18 protein-coding genes are annotated in these 16,350 nt (G+C 28.8%); all 18 read right to left on the bottom strand.

Going from position 1 to position 16,350, the window contains the following annotated elements; genetic code table 11:
* Window positions 1–537, bottom strand: a complete 537-nt coding sequence (locus FVE77_RS03705; RefSeq protein ID WP_015769169.1) for an FHA domain-containing protein — start codon at window positions 535–537, stop codon at window positions 1–3.
* A gap of 29 nt (window positions 538–566) precedes the next feature.
* Window positions 567–1,580 (bottom strand): toxin-antitoxin system YwqK family antitoxin, encoded by a 1,014-nt coding sequence (locus tag FVE77_RS03700; RefSeq protein ID WP_026747078.1) that lies wholly within the window; start codon window positions 1,578–1,580, stop codon window positions 567–569.
* 32 nt (window positions 1,581–1,612) lie between these two features.
* Window positions 1,613–2,161, bottom strand: a complete 549-nt coding sequence (locus FVE77_RS03695; protein ID WP_026747079.1) for a T6SS immunity protein Tdi1 domain-containing protein — start codon at window positions 2,159–2,161, stop codon at window positions 1,613–1,615.
* Window positions 2,162–2,173: 12 nt separating this feature from the next.
* Entirely contained in the window at window positions 2,174–2,686 is a 513-nt protein-coding gene (locus FVE77_RS03690) for an immunity protein YezG family protein (RefSeq protein ID WP_026747080.1), read from the bottom strand.
* A 32-nt stretch (window positions 2,687–2,718) separates the two neighbouring features.
* Complete coding sequence (locus FVE77_RS03685) at window positions 2,719–4,428, bottom strand: DNA/RNA non-specific endonuclease (protein ID WP_081690353.1); 1,710 nt, start codon at window positions 4,426–4,428, stop codon at window positions 2,719–2,721.
* Window positions 4,428–5,318 carry a hypothetical protein gene (locus FVE77_RS03680; protein ID WP_026747082.1) on the bottom strand — a complete coding sequence of 297 codons (891 nt, stop codon included), beginning with the start codon at window positions 5,316–5,318 and terminating at the stop codon, window positions 4,428–4,430. Before FVE77_RS03680 ends, FVE77_RS03685 begins: the two co-directional genes overlap by 1 nt.
* 19 nt (window positions 5,319–5,337) lie before the next feature.
* Window positions 5,338–7,122, bottom strand: a complete 1,785-nt coding sequence (locus FVE77_RS03675; RefSeq protein ID WP_146967827.1) for a hypothetical protein — start codon at window positions 7,120–7,122, stop codon at window positions 5,338–5,340.
* A gap of 27 nt (window positions 7,123–7,149) precedes the next feature.
* A complete protein-coding gene (locus tag FVE77_RS03670; RefSeq protein ID WP_146967825.1) occupies window positions 7,150–7,821 on the bottom strand; it encodes an FHA domain-containing protein in 672 nt (223 codons plus the stop codon).
* Complete coding sequence (locus FVE77_RS12810; RefSeq protein WP_232052953.1) at window positions 7,737–7,964, bottom strand: hypothetical protein; 228 nt, start codon at window positions 7,962–7,964, stop codon at window positions 7,737–7,739. The genes FVE77_RS03670 and FVE77_RS12810 overlap by 85 nt, the downstream gene beginning before the upstream one ends.
* A 77-nt stretch (window positions 7,965–8,041) precedes the next feature.
* Complete coding sequence (locus FVE77_RS03665) at window positions 8,042–8,506, bottom strand: DnaJ domain-containing protein (protein WP_146967822.1); 465 nt, start codon at window positions 8,504–8,506, stop codon at window positions 8,042–8,044.
* Between the two features lie 29 nt (window positions 8,507–8,535).
* Window positions 8,536–8,994, bottom strand: a complete 459-nt coding sequence (locus FVE77_RS03660; protein ID WP_146967820.1) for a hypothetical protein — start codon at window positions 8,992–8,994, stop codon at window positions 8,536–8,538.
* A gap of 417 nt (window positions 8,995–9,411) precedes the next feature.
* On the bottom strand, window positions 9,412–9,741 hold the full coding sequence (locus tag FVE77_RS03655) for a hypothetical protein (RefSeq protein WP_232052952.1): 330 nt from the start codon (window positions 9,739–9,741) through the stop codon (window positions 9,412–9,414).
* Between the two features lie 207 nt (window positions 9,742–9,948).
* On the bottom strand, window positions 9,949–10,464 hold the full coding sequence (locus FVE77_RS03650) for a hypothetical protein (protein WP_026747087.1): 516 nt from the start codon (window positions 10,462–10,464) through the stop codon (window positions 9,949–9,951).
* Between the two features lie 594 nt (window positions 10,465–11,058).
* Window positions 11,059–11,790: a hypothetical protein gene (locus FVE77_RS03645; RefSeq protein WP_026747089.1), complete on the bottom strand. Its 732-nt coding sequence runs from the start codon at window positions 11,788–11,790 to the stop codon at window positions 11,059–11,061.
* A gap of 15 nt (window positions 11,791–11,805) precedes the next feature.
* Window positions 11,806–12,699 carry a hypothetical protein gene (locus FVE77_RS03640; RefSeq protein WP_146967818.1) on the bottom strand — a complete coding sequence of 298 codons (894 nt, stop codon included), beginning with the start codon at window positions 12,697–12,699 and terminating at the stop codon, window positions 11,806–11,808.
* A gap of 38 nt (window positions 12,700–12,737) precedes the next feature.
* A complete protein-coding gene (locus tag FVE77_RS03635; RefSeq protein WP_060918419.1) occupies window positions 12,738–13,520 on the bottom strand; it encodes a hypothetical protein in 783 nt (260 codons plus the stop codon).
* A gap of 69 nt (window positions 13,521–13,589) precedes the next feature.
* A complete protein-coding gene (locus tag FVE77_RS03630; protein WP_026745690.1) occupies window positions 13,590–14,027 on the bottom strand; it encodes a hypothetical protein in 438 nt (145 codons plus the stop codon).
* 43 nt (window positions 14,028–14,070) lie between these two features.
* Window positions 14,071–16,236: a hypothetical protein gene (locus FVE77_RS03625; RefSeq protein ID WP_026745689.1), complete on the bottom strand. Its 2,166-nt coding sequence runs from the start codon at window positions 16,234–16,236 to the stop codon at window positions 14,071–14,073.
* Window positions 16,237–16,350: the final 114 nt, after the last annotated feature.

Here is a 16,350-nt window from a genome sequence, read left to right as displayed (position 1 = left end):
TTAACTTTCTTTTGTTTTATCCTTGCTCCAATCAAAATTTTGCCCACAAAACTCAACAAATACAAATTTACTTTCTCCTATCTCCAATGTATCAAAACTTTGAAGCTGTCTTGTATTGTATACTGCCTCATCACTAAGATATATTAATCCATTCGCATCTCCAGGAGTAATATAGAATTCCCTATTTTTGGGATTATAACTAATTGAACAATGATTTTTTCTTGATATATTCATATCTCCTTCAATCCTAATATCCATACCTTCCCCACGTCCTAAGAAATTTCTTTCTGATACTATCTTGAAATCTTTTCCTTTTTCTGCTCCTGCTATGCAAACCAGCCAACCTACCACAGGATCTACCCTGCTATCTTTTGCCCAGTACGCTGTTGTTCTGTCATCATCATCCAATTCCTCTACCAAATTAACTTTCTTTTCCTTAATTTCAGGTTTCAATCCTTCCGATTTACAATACGGACAATTCTCTCCATATCTTGATACATCATACATATGTCCATTTTTACATCTGTCTAATCTCATCTTTTTTCCTCCATTTTTTATTTATTTTATTATAATTCCATTCCTTCTTTAAAAAACAAAAATACATCTTTTCCTGTCCATACTGAACCTGTATCAAATTCTATTTGTCCTATTTCATTTACATCCAAATATTGCTCTATTTTATTTAAAATATCAATTTTCTCACTCTCTGGAATTTTTCTTAAAAATTCTTCCACTTCTTTTTTATTAATAATTTCCTTTAACTCTAGCTTTTTAAGATACATAGATTCTATTTTTGAAAATATATTGGTGTCTATCTTTTTCTCTTTTGAAATATTATTATCTTCATAAGCCAATTTTTCTTTATTTTCAGTTATGTTTTTAGATAAATCTTCTATTTTAACAACTTTATCTTTAGAATATGTTGTTATATATTTTAAATTTCTATTCTTATCATATGTTTTTACCTCATTTTCTAATAATCCATACCTGTACTCTCCTTCTTCCTTTAATTCACCAGTATCATAATACCTTTTATATTTTCCATGTTTTCTTCCATTATACATATATCCTTCAAAAATTAAGTTTTTATTTTCATCATAACTTTTTAAAATTTCTGTATATCCATCTGAAAAAGTTTCAGTTTGCCTTTCAATATTTCCATTTGGATAATAAAGTTTCCATATACCTTTTATTTCTCCTTCCACATAGTCAGCTTCACCTTCAATTGTTCCGTCTTTTCTATACCATTTCCAATTTCCTTCCTCCTTTCCCTCTCTATTATACCCCGTTAATTTTAATGTTCCATTTTCATAAAACATTTCATACTTTCCATTCCTTTTTCCTGAAAGATAATGTTCAATTATTTCTTCCTGTCCATTGGCATAGTAATGAGTCCAAGTCATAGAGCGCAATCCCCCTCTTAATTCTCCTCTTAATTCCAGTTTTTCTTCATATCCATAAATTTCTAATTTTCCATTAAAAGGCTTATCATCTTTATAAAAAATTTCAACTTCTCCCTTTCTTTCTATTAAAAATATATCTCGTATATCATCTTTTTCATATATTTTTATTGTTTCCATAAAAATTAATTTCCTTTACAATCTTAATAATTCTAATCATCTATTCCCACTTTTCCCACAAGTTCCGTAATCAAGTAAATATGTGTCAAAGTATCCCCTTTATCTAAATTATCAATGCTTTTCTTCCCGCCTAATCCTAACAATGGAACAAAACAAAAACTTTGATTATATTCTAATTCTCCATATTTTTTTACAGCTTTTTCATATAGTTTTAAATCAAAAAACTCTTTTCTAAAGCTCTCTTCAGTATATATATCTGAAAAAAAGAAGTCCATTCCAGAAGCCATTATATCAAAGTCCTCCTCCTTATAAAAAATTATTCCAATATATCTATTTTCTTGCCATGTTATTACATCTGCAAAAGCCGTTACAAATAAAGGTATCGACTCTTTTCCTCTAAAGTAAGTCTCTTCTACTAATTCTTTATAATCATCTGGATTTATCACTCTTAAATACCCATTCAAAAAACTTCCCAATCCATAATTTTTCCAAATTTCTATAATTTCATCTGGCACTTGCCCTTTATATTTTTCAATAATTTCTGTTGGCATTTCTTTTTCTTTTTTAAAATCTCTTAACATTTTATTTCCTCACTACTTATTAAATTTACTCTGATATTCCTCCATTTCCTTAAATAATTTTTCTTCTTCCTTATCTTTAGGTATTTTCCCCAAATACTTGTACTTAAAATAGTTCATCAATGGTGTCGGAGTATATGGACTACTTAACCAGTCTGCATAATCATAATCCATTTTCAATGATCCTTTTTCATCAACTATTATTGTTATCGCCTGCCAAGGTTCTTGTTCGCAATCTATAAATAATTGTTTTAAATCCACAGACAAATCATATAATTTATCGTATTTTTCATCGTATTCATCTTCATTTATGTTATATATTTCAGGTATATCATGCGAATAATTTAATTTTTTATCTTTTTCTGTATTAAAGAAAAAATATACTCCCCCACTAAAATCATCATTTATATCTGCATGAAAATAAAATTTCTCCCAAGTATCTGGTATTGTATTGCTTACCTGTTGTGCTATCGCTCTTATTAACTCATTTTGTTTTTCTAAAAATTCTTCTTGCCATTCTTTTTTCATAATTTATCTCCCTCTGTTATTTATTTTTTATTTTATATCGTTTCAGGATTTGGTATTGTTCTAAATTTTATTTCATTACCAATTTTATACTTAACTTTTATTTTAGTTGGTCTCATACTTTTTCCTTCATAAATAGGATTTATTTTCACTGAAACTTTTTTAGGTGGTGTTTCTTTTAATGCATTAGCCCATTCTTGCTCCATTTTATACCATTCTCCACCTGCTCTATTTATTTTACTATTTTGCGGTAACATGTTATCTATATCTCCTGAACCACCAAATTGTGTCCCGAATAAATGTCCTCCATCATCAATATCTTTTAATCTATCTGTTCCACCAACTGTTCTTTGACTGTATAAATTTCTTTCTCCTTTCTCCAATCTTAATTCCGAAGCTTTTGCTTCTTTTATTCTTCCTAATTTGTCTGTTTTATAATCATATCCATTTTTGGTATATTCCGCATTTTTGGCTAATGCTTTTTTTCCATTTTCTTTCACTATATGATCATCTGTCTCTGTATTCTTCTTCTTAACCTCATTCCCTGAAGGACAACCTCCTGCATTATGTACCAGCACTCCTTGCTCTCCAACATAGTAATTTTCTGTACCCTCTATGCTGAAATTATATACTTTTTGGGGTTTCTCGTACCTTATTATTTCTGTTTCCTGTATTTCTATCTGTTCTCCTGCAAAACTTGTCAGGCTCATTCCTACACTCAAGAAACCTGCTAATATATACCTTCCCTTCACGTAGAATGGGTGTTCTGGAGTTGTCAGTATTTCTTCTGTCTTCGTTTTTATTCTTACGAAGGTGTCTGTTATATGCTCATGTACATCTCTTACTTTTCTCAGTACTTTCTGACCTGTCAGTTCATCATAGCTATATACCTCATCTCCTTTCTCTATTTTCTCTATTCGTTTTCTTCCTAGTCTTGTTGATACAAGCGTTCCTGCTATAAAACATAATGTTCCATTTTTCATCTTTTGATATGTTGAACTTTTGGCATATATTTTATCGGATAGCATACCTCCTATTTTATTTCCTATTGCTCCGCCTACTAATGCTCCTGCCGCTGAGCCTATATGTTCTGCCAGAACTACTAGCCCCTCCTCTATGTCCCAGTTTGCAGCCTCCATTCTTTTGTAGGTCTCATATACCCCCTTAACTGTCTGGTACATCGCATAGCCTTTTATTGCAAGCCCTGCTAGTTCTACTACCACACCTACTGCCGCACACTTTGCTGTTAATATTCCTACTCCTGCCGCTACTATAGCTCCTCCTGTCGCAAATAATACCGCACCTACTGCTGCCACTACCAATCCTGTAGCTAATGTTTTTCCTACTGTTCCCCAGTCCACTCTTTTGGCTTTTTCTTGCCAGCTCAATTTATTATAGGCTGTTTGTTTTAAAGCTTCTTTCGCCTCATTCTCATTCAGGTATATTTTTATCTCTCCGCCCTTTTTACATTTCAGTCTTGAGTCCTCATGTATCAGTTTTCCTCCACCTATTTTTACACTTTCATGGACTGGAGACCATTCTAATAAATCCATTTGACAATTTCCACAAACTTCACATTTCTTAAAATTTGGTATATTCTCTTCAGGTACTCTATCAAATTCATTTGCATAAGGAACTTTATACAAGTTAACATTATTATTATGCGTTACTCTCAAATGTGTCATGTCTCTTCCCTTGTCACATATCAGTATTGCACCTTGAGGAATATATCTCTTGCTTCCCATTATTCCTCCTTAATTTCTTCTAGTTTAACCTCTATTCGATTTTTAAATAATTCCTTATTGTCCAGTTTGTTGTAAATCTTTACTTCTATTATTTGATTACAATTTTTTACTAATCCAGTTATCAAATAAAAAGAAACATCTTGCTCATATTCAACTTCATATTTTAACCCTCTTATGTCTTCTTCTGGTAAATTAGCCTTTACCATCTCTTCTATATTCAGTTTATCTAACCGCATTTCATCTAATTTACCATGTATTATTAAAGACATCTCGTCTTCCATTTTATTTATTTTTTTTGTTATAATATTTAACGTTAATGGTAAAGGAAAAAATGTTATAAAATTAGGTATTGATATTTTTTTCTTTTTCTCATTATCTTCAATATATAATTCTCCGTACAACTCACTAAAAAATATACCATTAACTCCATAATTTTGAAAATATTGAACTACTGTATCTGAATTATTTAAAATTTTAGTTATTCCATCTACTAAATCTTGTATTTCTTCATACTGCTCCTCATACTTTCTCAAAATTTCATTTTTTTTATTATACCAATCTGTTTTTAATTTTGATAGATTTTCTATTTTTATAATTTTTCCTTTTTTATCAATTCTATAATCTGTTTCTAAAAAAGTTTTATCTATTTCAAAAGAAATCTTTTCCAAATCACTTTCTTTATCATTAAAATTTTTAAGGTCATACCTCGTATTTCTAATTATAAAATCATTCTGAATTCCCTTTGAGAGAGGTTGAAATTCTATTTTGTATTCATATTCTTTTTCCGATTTTACAATTAAATTTTCATACTCTATTTTGGAGTTTATCTTATAGTTTATTTTATCCTTCTCTCTTAAATTATATTTCAATGTATAATTATTTTTAAACATTGCACTATACTTCCTTTCTCTAATTTATTTCTACCTCTCCACTTTTTACTTCCACTTTTGAACTTCCAACAACAATCGTTTTATTTGAAGATTTTCCACCACCTAATCCCACATTTGTATTATGCCCACCAACAATTTCTGCATTTTGATTTCCTTTTACATTAGCATATGTATTTCCACTCAATGTTGCAATTCCAGATGAAGCCGTTACCGTTGCATCCTGATTTGCAGTAATATCTATATTCTGCCCTGCGCTTAACGTCGCATTCGCTCCTGTTGAAGCAATATCCACATTTGAAGTCCCTGTTATGCTAACTGTGCCACTTGAACTTAAACTGATTATACTACCAACACTGACAATAAACTTCTCACTATCCAAAGTAAAATTATACATCGGTTTCCCTTCGTTCGCAGGTGTTCCTCCTCTAGCCGCCTGACTTGGTCCTAATGTAAAGTTCCTTTTATCTGGATTAGTAAATCTCCCATTACCATTATTATTTACCGCTCCCATTACCAAAGCATGCGTTTCGTTTTCACTTGGAAAATAAAGCGCTACTCTGTCATTTGGCTCTGGTGCAGGCGTAAATCCTGTATTTGTCTGACTGTATGGAGTTACATATGGGAAATAACTTTTTCCAGCATATTTATCTGCTTCACTTTGCACTGCTCCTCCAAGTTTTCTCAGCCCTTCTGTCAAGTCAACTGTCATAACTGCAATATCGCTTGCCTTCACTTCCTGACTTCTGTTATTATTTTTTTCCTGTTCTTCAGCAACATAGATATTTACAGGCTTTATTCCCATAGTTCTACCTTCAAGATTATCCGAACTTCCATCAGTCCTTCCATGCTCACTCTTGCTTTCATCTGTTCTTGCAATATGTACTGTTCTAGCTTCTATCACTGCTCCTCTTATCTTTTCGTGCGGTATTGGATCTACAAAGTAGTCTGTCTGTTTTCCTAGCTTGTATTCGCATTTTAAAGTGTTTCCTTCATTGTATATTCTGCTTTCTATTACATAGTAGTCATTTTCTACTTCTTCTCCTGATACTTTGTTTCTGATTTTTAACTTTATCGGTGTTGATACCGAATACACTTCTGTCCCTTCTACCCTGTAATATGTTCTTTCTTCCTCTGTTTCCTTTCCAAAATATGAATATGTCAAGTTTGGTGTCTGTGCTGGCATATTCTTGAAAAATCCTACCAGAACTTTATTTGAATTTGCCATTAGTGGCTGTCCTGTATACGATGCTATTCTCTTTAAGTATTCCCAGTCTGTTTCGTTATACTGGATTGTCATTCTTGGAACTTCTTTCATATCTTCCCCTACATTTACCAATGTTTCCCCATCATTATAATTTTTATTCACTTCCTGCGCTATGTCTTTATACGTAAGTGTCGGATCCTGAAATGAACGGTATCTTGGTATTCTGTCAAGAAGTATGCTCTTTGAACTGCACACTAACTCAACTGCCAATGCTCCTGCCTTTGTTTCCCTCATCCTAAGTTTACTTATCACTCCATTTAAGAATATTTTATCTGTAGCATTTCCTGCTTCATCCGATATGTTGCTTCTTCCGGTAACTACTATTGTCTTGTCGCCTTTTTTATCTATCAGGGCATCGTATAAACTTAACTGGTTCGGTGATGCCACGTATTTTATTTTTCCAATCGTATGTTCCCCTATTTTTGAATCTATTTCAAGATTCATATCTCTCCAAAGTATCTGCTGTCCATCTATTTCTATCTTTATTCTTTCAGCTGAAAAAAATTCCACTGGTTTCTGATTATTTAAATTATTCTCCATTTTTTAACCTACTTCCTTTATAAATCACTATTTCAATAGTATTTTTGTTGTCGCTAAGTATATTATATCTCCGCTTTCAACCTTTACAGGTACATTTCTTTTTAATTTTATTTTTCTTCTGTCATCTTTCTTTTCTATTCCACTTCCATTTTGTGAACCTAAATCTTCATAGTACCAAACTCCATTTACTCTGTTCAACATTCCATGAGCCCTGCTTACCAAATTTGAATATACTCCTTCACTCACGTCTATATCCACCTTGTTTCTAGGCGTTCTTTTCCCTATCAGCAATGAAGATGCTCTTCCAATCTTCCATACTTTGATATCATAGTCATCTGAATTTTTTAAAATTATATTTTCAATTTGATTCTTTTCAACTTCCTCTATTTCTTTTACTTTATCCAAAAATACGTGATGTTCTCTTTCACGCTCATGCTTTATTTCCTTTATCTCATCATGCACTTCCACTCTTTCCTTAAATCTTTCTACTATAAGAAGATACAATGTTAGTGCTATAAATATAAAAATTGCGATATATAGACTTTTCACAGAATATCCAGCCATATGAATATACACAAAAGTAAAAAATAGTATAATCAAAATTATTATATTTTTTAAATTAAAAAAGTTGTACTGTCTTTCCCCTCTGGCAGCCATCTGTCTTTTTTCATATTTTCTAATTCCCTTATCAACCGACATTGAAGCATTTTCTTTTTCTTTTTTGAAGTTGAAGTCGCACCTCTTCTCAAACTTTCAACTCGATATAAACTGCTTCTTCCAGAAAATACATTAAAAATTCGACTTCTAATTCTACTGAAAAAACTTTTTATTCTCCAAAGCATTTTATTATTTCCTTTCTTTCTAAAATTAAATCTAAATTCTAATTTTATTTTAAAGTTTTTATTTACAATTAACTATCTTATTTATTCTTTTTAGGCTTAAAAAAGTTTTCAAAACTTTGTTCCATGCTTTTTTTATGTTCCCTCATTTTATCCTTATCAGAACTGCTCATATTATTCACATCAAAAGCACTTTCAAACATGTTCTTTATATCATTTGGATTTGCTGAAAAATTACGGAAAAATGCTTCAGCCCCTCTTTTAGCTGATTCACTGTTCTGCTCTGCCCTGCTTGATTTCTTCTCACCAAATCTTTGACTTCCAGCATTTCCCTTATTCTTCCTCTTCTCATCGTATTCTTTTCTTTTATTCTCATCTCCAAGTATTTCATACGCCTCGCTGATTGCCTTAAACATTTCTTCAGCTTTCTTATCATCAGGATTCCTGTCTGGATGATACTTCATAGCCAATTTTCTATATTTTACCTTTATCTCTTTTGCATCAGCATCTTCTAAAACATCTAGTATTTTATAATAATCTGTCATAATAAAAACTCCACTCTCTTTTTAATTTATTAAAATTCATTACCTTTTAACATTTTTACATACATGTTTAACAAAACAAAACCAAGACTTTCTGATACTTGTAAATTTTTACTTACATAAATTTGTTTTAATTCGTTATTTTTTAAATCATATATTTTTAATGCTTCGTAATAACCATTTTTACTTGTAAAATATATTTTTATAAATTTTTTTTCTTTATCTTGTAATTTTACAAATTCTTTTATTCTATTTGCTAATAAATCCATACTTTCATTATCAATAGAATTTTTAATTTGAACATTAATAATTTCATCTAAATCTTTTAGACTCCCTTCATTTTCATAATAAGAACTATAAGGATTTATTGCATCTTTTTCAATTATCTCTACTTCATTAACCATTGGCATTTTTTCTATTATTTTTCTTAACTCCTTATTATTCTTTGTATAAATAATATCTGTGCTATATACAATTTTTCTTGGTTCCATATAAAAATTTGTTAAAAAATATAAAAATAATTTCCCACAAAAAAAACTCAATATTAATAAAAATATTTTTCTAAAATCTTTTATTTTTATAAAAGGTTTTACGATAATTATAAATTCGAATAAAGTTAATATTATCAAAATAATTAAAATATATGTATTAAATTTTTTATTCCAATCCTTAAAACTTGAATAATTTATTAACAAACATGTAAATCCAAATATAAAAACTACAAAATATTCATTGAATTTTTCTTTTCTAGTAAAAATTTTAGTAAAAAATATAAAAGATAAAATTAAATTTATTAGTAACCAAAATCCTGTTAAAGTATTTGAATAACTATTAAAAAGCAATTGTATATTTCTAATTAACGTAATTATATACAATGTATTGTATATGTTTTTTTTCATATTCTCACCCTATTTTAAATTTATTCCATCCTCATTAAATCCTGTTTGTTTTAAATTTAAAACAAAATATCCTTCTCCACCTCTAACACTAAAACTTTGATTAAAACTATCCACATACATTTTAGGAAAATACAATTCAAACGTCTTTCTTCCCCCTAAATCTGTCTGAACCATTACATCCCTAGTTGATTTTTCATCTCCGTAAGTCATCGCCCACAATGATAGCTCTTTCACATTCTGCTTATTTTGATCATATAAATTGCTTTCTCCAAAATTTCCAAGCCCTCCAAACATTCCTTTCAGGCTGTTTCCTGTTCCATTTGTAAATGAATTTGTCATTGGCAGTGTTGAGCTTACTCCTAAAACTTCAGAAACAAGTTTGCTTTTACTGCTGCATCAGCATCTTCTGAAACACCTAGTATTTTATAATAATCTGTCATTTGCTCTCTCCTGTCATAATAACTTTTTATATTTTTTTACAAACTTTCATTATTTTATTATTATAAATTGTAACATTAAGTATAATATTTTTTTTCTTTCATAATTTTATCTTTTTAATAATTTAAAAGATTCTATAATATCATATCTTTGATTAAATATAAGTTCTGTGTTAATAACAAGAAAAAATATAACTCTTACTACAAATATCATTAAACAAAAATATAATAAATACAGTGCATTTTTTTCTAAATTAAAATTTTTTAAAAACTTATAACTTACTTTAAATCTTAATTCTGAAATTATAAATAAAATTATAAATGTTATGAATGATTCTTTTTTAAATAACAATAACTCAGAATAAGAAAAAAAATAAAGCAATATTGAACCTGAAACTTGAAATATTAATAATTTATAATAATATTCAACAATATTTTTATTTTTTTTTCTATAAAATTCGGTAAAAATATAAATTATAATATAAATTCCTAATACTGTAATTTCTCGTATATTTTTTTTTAGGAATAACACTTCTAATATTTCAGAAAAAAAATCATTAAAAAAAGCAATTGTTAAACTTACAATCATAGTTTCAAGAACATCTACATACTTATCTATTTTCATTTTGCTCTACCCTTCCATTTTTTAAGAGTATTTTAGTTGTAATATAATTTAAAATTATTAAACCTAACGCACAAATTAATAAAACTAGTATAAATTTTTTTAATCTTTTTATCATTTTATCCCTCCATTAAAAAACATATAAATAGAATAGACTAAAGCTACCGTTAACATTACAAGTATTTTAAATCCATATTTTATAATATACGCAATAAACAAAAAAATTATGCAATTTATTATCATTTCTTTTCCTTGACTGAAAACTTTTTTTATATATTTATATTTTATCTCAACAAGTATTATAATTACAATAAGTGCCATAAATTCTTTTTTAAAAGGATAATTATAAAAATAAAAATATTCAATTAACATTGTTATTATTTCATAAAATAATATTTTATAGTAATAAGTTATTTTTTTCCTTACAAAGAAAAACAATAATAGAATTAATATTATTTCTATTATCTTATTATATTTGTTTTCATAAAATATCAATAAACTTTGTACACATTGAATATAAAATAATATTATTAAATCAAATTTATATTTTTTTAAAAAATTTACCATTTTTACTCCCTACGTTATAGTTTTATTATTCTATATAATAACTTTTCCTGTTCTAGGAATAGGAGTTGTTCTCATTATATATCTTCTTCCAAAATCAGGTTTTGTATCTCCAAGAGGTTTTTCAAAATAATCATACATATATACATTGTAATCATATTCTATGATAGTTTTTCCATTTTTTCTTGTTATTCTCTGCTTCTTTATATCTGCTCTTAAGTTTGTATTCCCAAAATCAAATGAGCCATTATGAGTTAAATCAATATGTAACTTTTGATGCCTGTCATTAAAAGGATAAAATCCTGAGGCTTTATTTCTATTTTTATTATCCTTATAATTTAAAATAAAAACATTTTTTACTTGTGTATCTAATTTTTTAAATCCGTCTATTACTATAGTTAATCCCATTATTCTTTTATATTCTTTTGGAAATTTTTTATCTATATATAATGCTTCATTCATATAATTTTTTCCACTATCAATCGGATTTTCAATTACAAAAATTCCTCTAAATTCTTTAAATAATTCTGCCATTATATATAATTTAGCAAATTTAGAATCAGAATATTTTCTCAATAAAGCTCCCATATCACCTTTTAACATTTTTTTCCCTTTAACCATAAGAATTATTATTCCATGAATTATATCTGCTGATTTCAAAGTATCCAATGCCCTTTCATAAGCTCCTGATCTTGCTAGTTTAATACTGTATGATACTTCAAATGATATTTTTGCTATCTGACCCATAATAATTGTTTGAATCATATCTAAACTTCCTTTCTATCTTAGGTTAATATTTTCTTCATTAAATACTGTTTGACTTAATAATAATTCAAAAGTACCTTCTCCACTTCTAACACTAAAATCCTGATTAAAACTATCCACATACATTTTAGGAAAATACAATTCAAACGTCTTTCCTCCCCCTAAATCTGTCTGCACCATTACATCCCTAGTTGATTTTTCATCTCCGTAAGTCATTGCCCACAATGATAATTCTTTCACATTCTGCTTATTTTGATCATATAAATTGCTTTCTCCGAAATTTCCAAGTCCTCCGAACATTCCTTTCAGGCTGTTTCCTATTCCATTTGTAAACGAATTTGTCATTGGCAGTGCTGAACTTACTCCTAATACTTGAGAAACAAGTTTACTTTTACTGCTTTCTTTTGTTTTTTTTGCGACTGATTCAGTAATTCCGCTTGATGATAAGAGGTTGCTGCTTAATGAGGCTTCTGGAAGTTCTTCTCCTGCTTCATTATCTTTGTCAAATAAGTGTTTTACACTTTTATACTGGTTAAATAATGTTCCCATACCAAGTGTTCCCATTATTCCGCTAACTATCCCTTCACCTTCATCTTCAGGACTATTATTTTCTGAAGCTGTGGGAAGTAATCTTCCTACAATTCTTAATGTTACTTGGCTTTGAGAAGCACTCATCGTTTCACCATATATTGGGTTTGTACTGTAAGATACTTCCAATATTTCATCACTTGAAAGAATTACTCCGCCTTGCTGTGTCAGTCCTCCCATTGCATTTGAAATTGGATTTTTATTTTCTCCATTTGATACAAAGTTCATTGCTACACTTGGAACTGAAACGTTGCCTAAACCTCCGAACGGATTATTTGATGTATTGTTATTTCCTCCAGCTATACTTACTCTAAATTTCATAAATTTTCCTCCTGTTTATTTCTTTTATTTAAATTTTTTTATTCTACTATTATTTTTCTAGGTATTATTCGTTTTTTCTCAACTTTTTTTCTTTCTGTTCCTAAATTATCTAATATTGTCAATAAATGTCTAAACATTTGTTCATTTGTATAATTTTCATCTGTCAAATTAAGTTTTGCATTTATATATGAAGTTATGACATCTCGTTCTATAACATCCTGCTGTAGACAAGTTACATAAAAATTTATATCAAAAATATCAAGATTTTCCTTTTTTGAAACTTCCTTTCCCCATAGTTTCAATACATGTGGATGAAAAGTTCCCCATTTATGTGCTGAAGAATATTTTGTATTTATAATTTCCATCAAATTAAAATCTCTTCTCAAATCCCTGAAATTTTGATAGTCATTTCTCAATTCAGCCCCTTCTCTTGTGATAAACCTTGTTATCTCAATTTCATCTTCATTAACATTTTCCCCAAGTTCCAGCACAAAACGTCCTTCCCTTACATAATATTTTCTTTCTTCTATATCTGACACTAATTTAAGTTTTAATATATACCGTTCCTCTTGTTTTGGCATATCAAATATATAATCTTCCTTCATCCAAAAAAGTTCCCCATTACATTTTGCCATTCCTTTTGTAATTATCACTATTCTTTCACTATAATTAGGTATCAAGTCAAATCCTTTTATTATTCCATTACTTTTATCAGAATACATCAAGCTCAACACTTCGAGCGGATTATCCCTTAATAAATCTAAATCTTCCTTTTCCAGCACATTCCCTTTTTTAAAAACTGGATATTTATTTATAAACATTATTTCTGTAATTTCCCTCCTATAAAAATAAAAGGAGATAGACGGGATTGTCTACCTCCTTGTGTTACATTATGCTTCCTGAGCAGCATATCCACCTTCAATTGCAACTTCCTTAACTTTCTCTTTTTTCTGTTTGATTTTCAATGAGAATGTTCCAGTCCCTGCCTGATCTCCATAAGATTCTTCGTAATCAACAACAAACGCATTTGTCATATCAATTTTTCTTACCATTTGTCCTGCAGATATTACTTCTAATGCCACAGTTCTGTACGCATCACTAGATTCAGCAGGTACTAATGACCATTGAGCAACCTTTCTTGTATCATCTTCGGCATCTCCATTTGCAGCTGCCAAAATTTTTCCTTTGATTTCAAGAATAATTCCTAAATCAGTTGCTCTTGCATTTGAATCATCAGGTGATTCTGAAAGAAATTTAACATCCAAGATACTTTCCTTTTCTAACAAAATTTCTTCTCCTTGTCCTTTTACGTTTAATCTGAATCCCATAAAATTCCTCCTTATATATATAATTTTTTGTTACTAAACATAATTAGTTTTTGTTAATTTCAACTTGCAAATTCTTAACATTTCCTGCAAATGTTATATTTAACTGACATATCCCGTTTTCTTCATCAATTGTATGTGTAATGTCATCACCTTTTTGCATTATTCCATTTACAAATTTTAAGTCTTTTGTCCATATTGATTTTTGACTTTCTGGATTTGTACTAAAGAACATATTTAATTTATCTTCCTTAAAGTCAGTTGTAACAAATCTTAAAGTTCTTTCAATAAATGTTGTTGTTAAAGTTTTATACAATGATTCATAAGTTCCTTCTGGATTTCTTGCTAAAGTTCTTGCCTTATAAACAACAATATTTTTTATTTTTTCTTTTTGCATATGTGCAGAATCAGATGAAAATATGAATCCGTAATTAAACTGATTGATTCTATCTTTTATTGTATTTGTAAATCCTGAAATTTCTTTTGACATAGTAGTTCTTGCTTTATATGAATTATCTTCAGCTTCTATATCAAATCTCACTCCTGGATATACTGGTGATACATTTTTGAATCTATCTTTTAAGAAATTAGGACATTGACTGGCTGCTGTTATTCCTGCCGCAACATAAGAAGAATCAACATATACTCCCTCTATCCAAAATTTCAACAAATCTTCCTTGTCTTTTGATAATTCAGCACCAACTTCTTCTTGATACTTCATTTTAAAATCTAGCACTACACCAGATTTATCTTTTGGTATTATTGTAAAATTGGGAATTGAAGGTATTAGATATTCTGAATAAGGTTGATCCTCAAGAATTTTAGTTTTTTCTATGTATTTATCAACACCCATAGTTGCCAAATTATCAAATGATGTTTCATAAGTTCCTTCAAAATTAAAAAATACTTGTATTTTATATTTACCTAAAACTGTCATCAGGTTTGTTAAAGTTTCTATTGTATTCTTTTCAATTTTCTCTTCAGCCTTAGTTCCTTTAAATCTTTCTCTTACTTTCTTTTTACCTTTTTCCACATCTAAATCCACATTTGGATATATTCCAAACCAAATTGTATTGTCAAAATCATTTTTCGCATTGACTGTATTTAAGAATGCCTGCAATCTTTCTTTGTTTCCAGCTTTAACAATCATTTCAGGTTTTATATTTGTTATTAATAATGTTGGTTTCATTAACGACACTTTAGTATCATACTGTTCAAAGAACATTTTTATACCTAACAATTTTTCTATCAATGGTTTTGCAATTTTTACAAAATCTTCCTGAGCTGATTTATAAAAAACCAAGTAATTATTATAATTTTCAACTTCCTGCACTGGATCAATTTCGACAATTCCTTTTGCTAAAGGTACAAATGTTCTTACAACTAAATCACTTATGTATTGGTTTGGTTCTTCTGAAATACTTTCATAATCATCTCTAAACGCTTCAACTAATTCTGTCGTATGTTTTTCCTCTACTAAAGTTAATGCTCTTGATTCTTCCTGTTTGTATTCTATAACTTCAAGTTCTCCCTTATCTCCAACTTGAAGCATTCCCAATTTAATCTTTTCAGATTTTGCATTATTTTCATCATGTCCAATAAGAAGTCTTGTTTTTATATCTTCAATAGCTAGCGGAAGCATTCCTAAAACATTACTATAATTTTTTGAAGCCTCTTCAAACTTTTCATTAAGTTTATCTCCTAATTCCAATTTTTTAGGATTTTCATCATCAAGTTCCTCGTATTTATTATATACATATGCAATTTCTTTTCTTGTCTGTTTTATATCTTCAATTACTTTTTTTGGAGATATTAACTCTAAAATATTTTCAAATTTGAAGTCTACGTTTCTATTTCCTTGTGATTTTCTAGCTTCAATAAGAGTATTTAACATTTTAAAAAATGTATTGCCGTTATCAATTTTAATTTCAGTTATCAGTTCTTCTGGTATTCCTTCAGGCTTTTTCAAAATATACTTTATACTTTGAGTTTCCGCATTATAATAACTGTAAACTTTTGGCTCAAACTTTGCTAAAAATTCATCAAAACTGCTTACTAACAAATGCTTATTAATTTCAAGTATTCTTTCATCATCAAGTGAATCCATCTCTCGTGCATCATCAATCAAAGTTATTAAATCCATTTTTTCTGGATTAACTTCTTCAAATAGAATCGTTCTATTTGTCTGATTAATAAAATTTTTAGTTGTCATCTATCCTAATTCCTTTCATACATATTTTTTTACAAATACCAAACATATCTTTTGTAAATTATACTTATTTTTTATATTTTTGTCAAGAAATTTTAATTTTATTCAGGAAAAACG

The sequence above is a fragment of the Leptotrichia hofstadii genome, from assembly GCF_007990525.1.
Lineage (GTDB): Bacteria > Fusobacteriota > Fusobacteriia > Fusobacteriales > Leptotrichiaceae > Leptotrichia > Leptotrichia hofstadii.
Note: the sequence above shows the minus strand (reverse complement) of the source record. Positions and strands in the feature narration are given on the sequence as shown.

Coding starts and splice junctions, on each gene's coding strand:
- FVE77_RS12810 (WP_232052953.1), bottom strand. CDS start 7,964: ATGCTTTGGAGAATAAAAAGTTTTTTCAGTAGAATTAGAAGTCGAATT.
- FVE77_RS03635 (WP_060918419.1), bottom strand. CDS start 13,520: ATGTTTATAAATAAATATCCAGTTTTTAAAAAAGGGAATGTGCTGGAA.
- FVE77_RS03685 (WP_081690353.1), bottom strand. CDS start 4,428: ATGGGAAGCAAGAGATATATTCCTCAAGGTGCAATACTGATATGTGAC.
- FVE77_RS03650 (WP_026747087.1), bottom strand. CDS start 10,464: ATGAAAATAGATAAGTATGTAGATGTTCTTGAAACTATGATTGTAAGT.
- FVE77_RS03680 (WP_026747082.1), bottom strand. CDS start 5,318: ATGTTTAAAAATAATTATACATTGAAATATAATTTAAGAGAGAAGGAT.
- FVE77_RS03670 (WP_146967825.1), bottom strand. CDS start 7,821: ATGTCGGTTGATAAGGGAATTAGAAAATATGAAAAAAGACAGATGGCT.
- FVE77_RS03645 (WP_026747089.1), bottom strand. CDS start 11,790: ATGATTCAAACAATTATTATGGGTCAGATAGCAAAAATATCATTTGAA.
- FVE77_RS03695 (WP_026747079.1), bottom strand. CDS start 2,161: ATGTTAAGAGATTTTAAAAAAGAAAAAGAAATGCCAACAGAAATTATT.
- FVE77_RS03625 (WP_026745689.1), bottom strand. CDS start 16,236: ATGACAACTAAAAATTTTATTAATCAGACAAATAGAACGATTCTATTT.
- FVE77_RS03630 (WP_026745690.1), bottom strand. CDS start 14,027: ATGGGATTCAGATTAAACGTAAAAGGACAAGGAGAAGAAATTTTGTTA.
- FVE77_RS03675 (WP_146967827.1), bottom strand. CDS start 7,122: ATGGAGAATAATTTAAATAATCAGAAACCAGTGGAATTTTTTTCAGCT.
- FVE77_RS03705 (WP_015769169.1), bottom strand. CDS start 537: ATGAGATTAGACAGATGTAAAAATGGACATATGTATGATGTATCAAGA.
- FVE77_RS03665 (WP_146967822.1), bottom strand. CDS start 8,506: ATGACAGATTATTATAAAATACTAGATGTTTTAGAAGATGCTGATGCA.
- FVE77_RS03655 (WP_232052952.1), bottom strand. CDS start 9,741: ATGACAAATTCATTTACAAATGGAACAGGAAACAGCCTGAAAGGAATG.
- FVE77_RS03640 (WP_146967818.1), bottom strand. CDS start 12,699: ATGAAATTTAGAGTAAGTATAGCTGGAGGAAATAACAATACATCAAAT.
- FVE77_RS03660 (WP_146967820.1), bottom strand. CDS start 8,994: ATGGAACCAAGAAAAATTGTATATAGCACAGATATTATTTATACAAAG.
- FVE77_RS03690 (WP_026747080.1), bottom strand. CDS start 2,686: ATGAAAAAAGAATGGCAAGAAGAATTTTTAGAAAAACAAAATGAGTTA.
- FVE77_RS03700 (WP_026747078.1), bottom strand. CDS start 1,580: ATGGAAACAATAAAAATATATGAAAAAGATGATATACGAGATATATTT.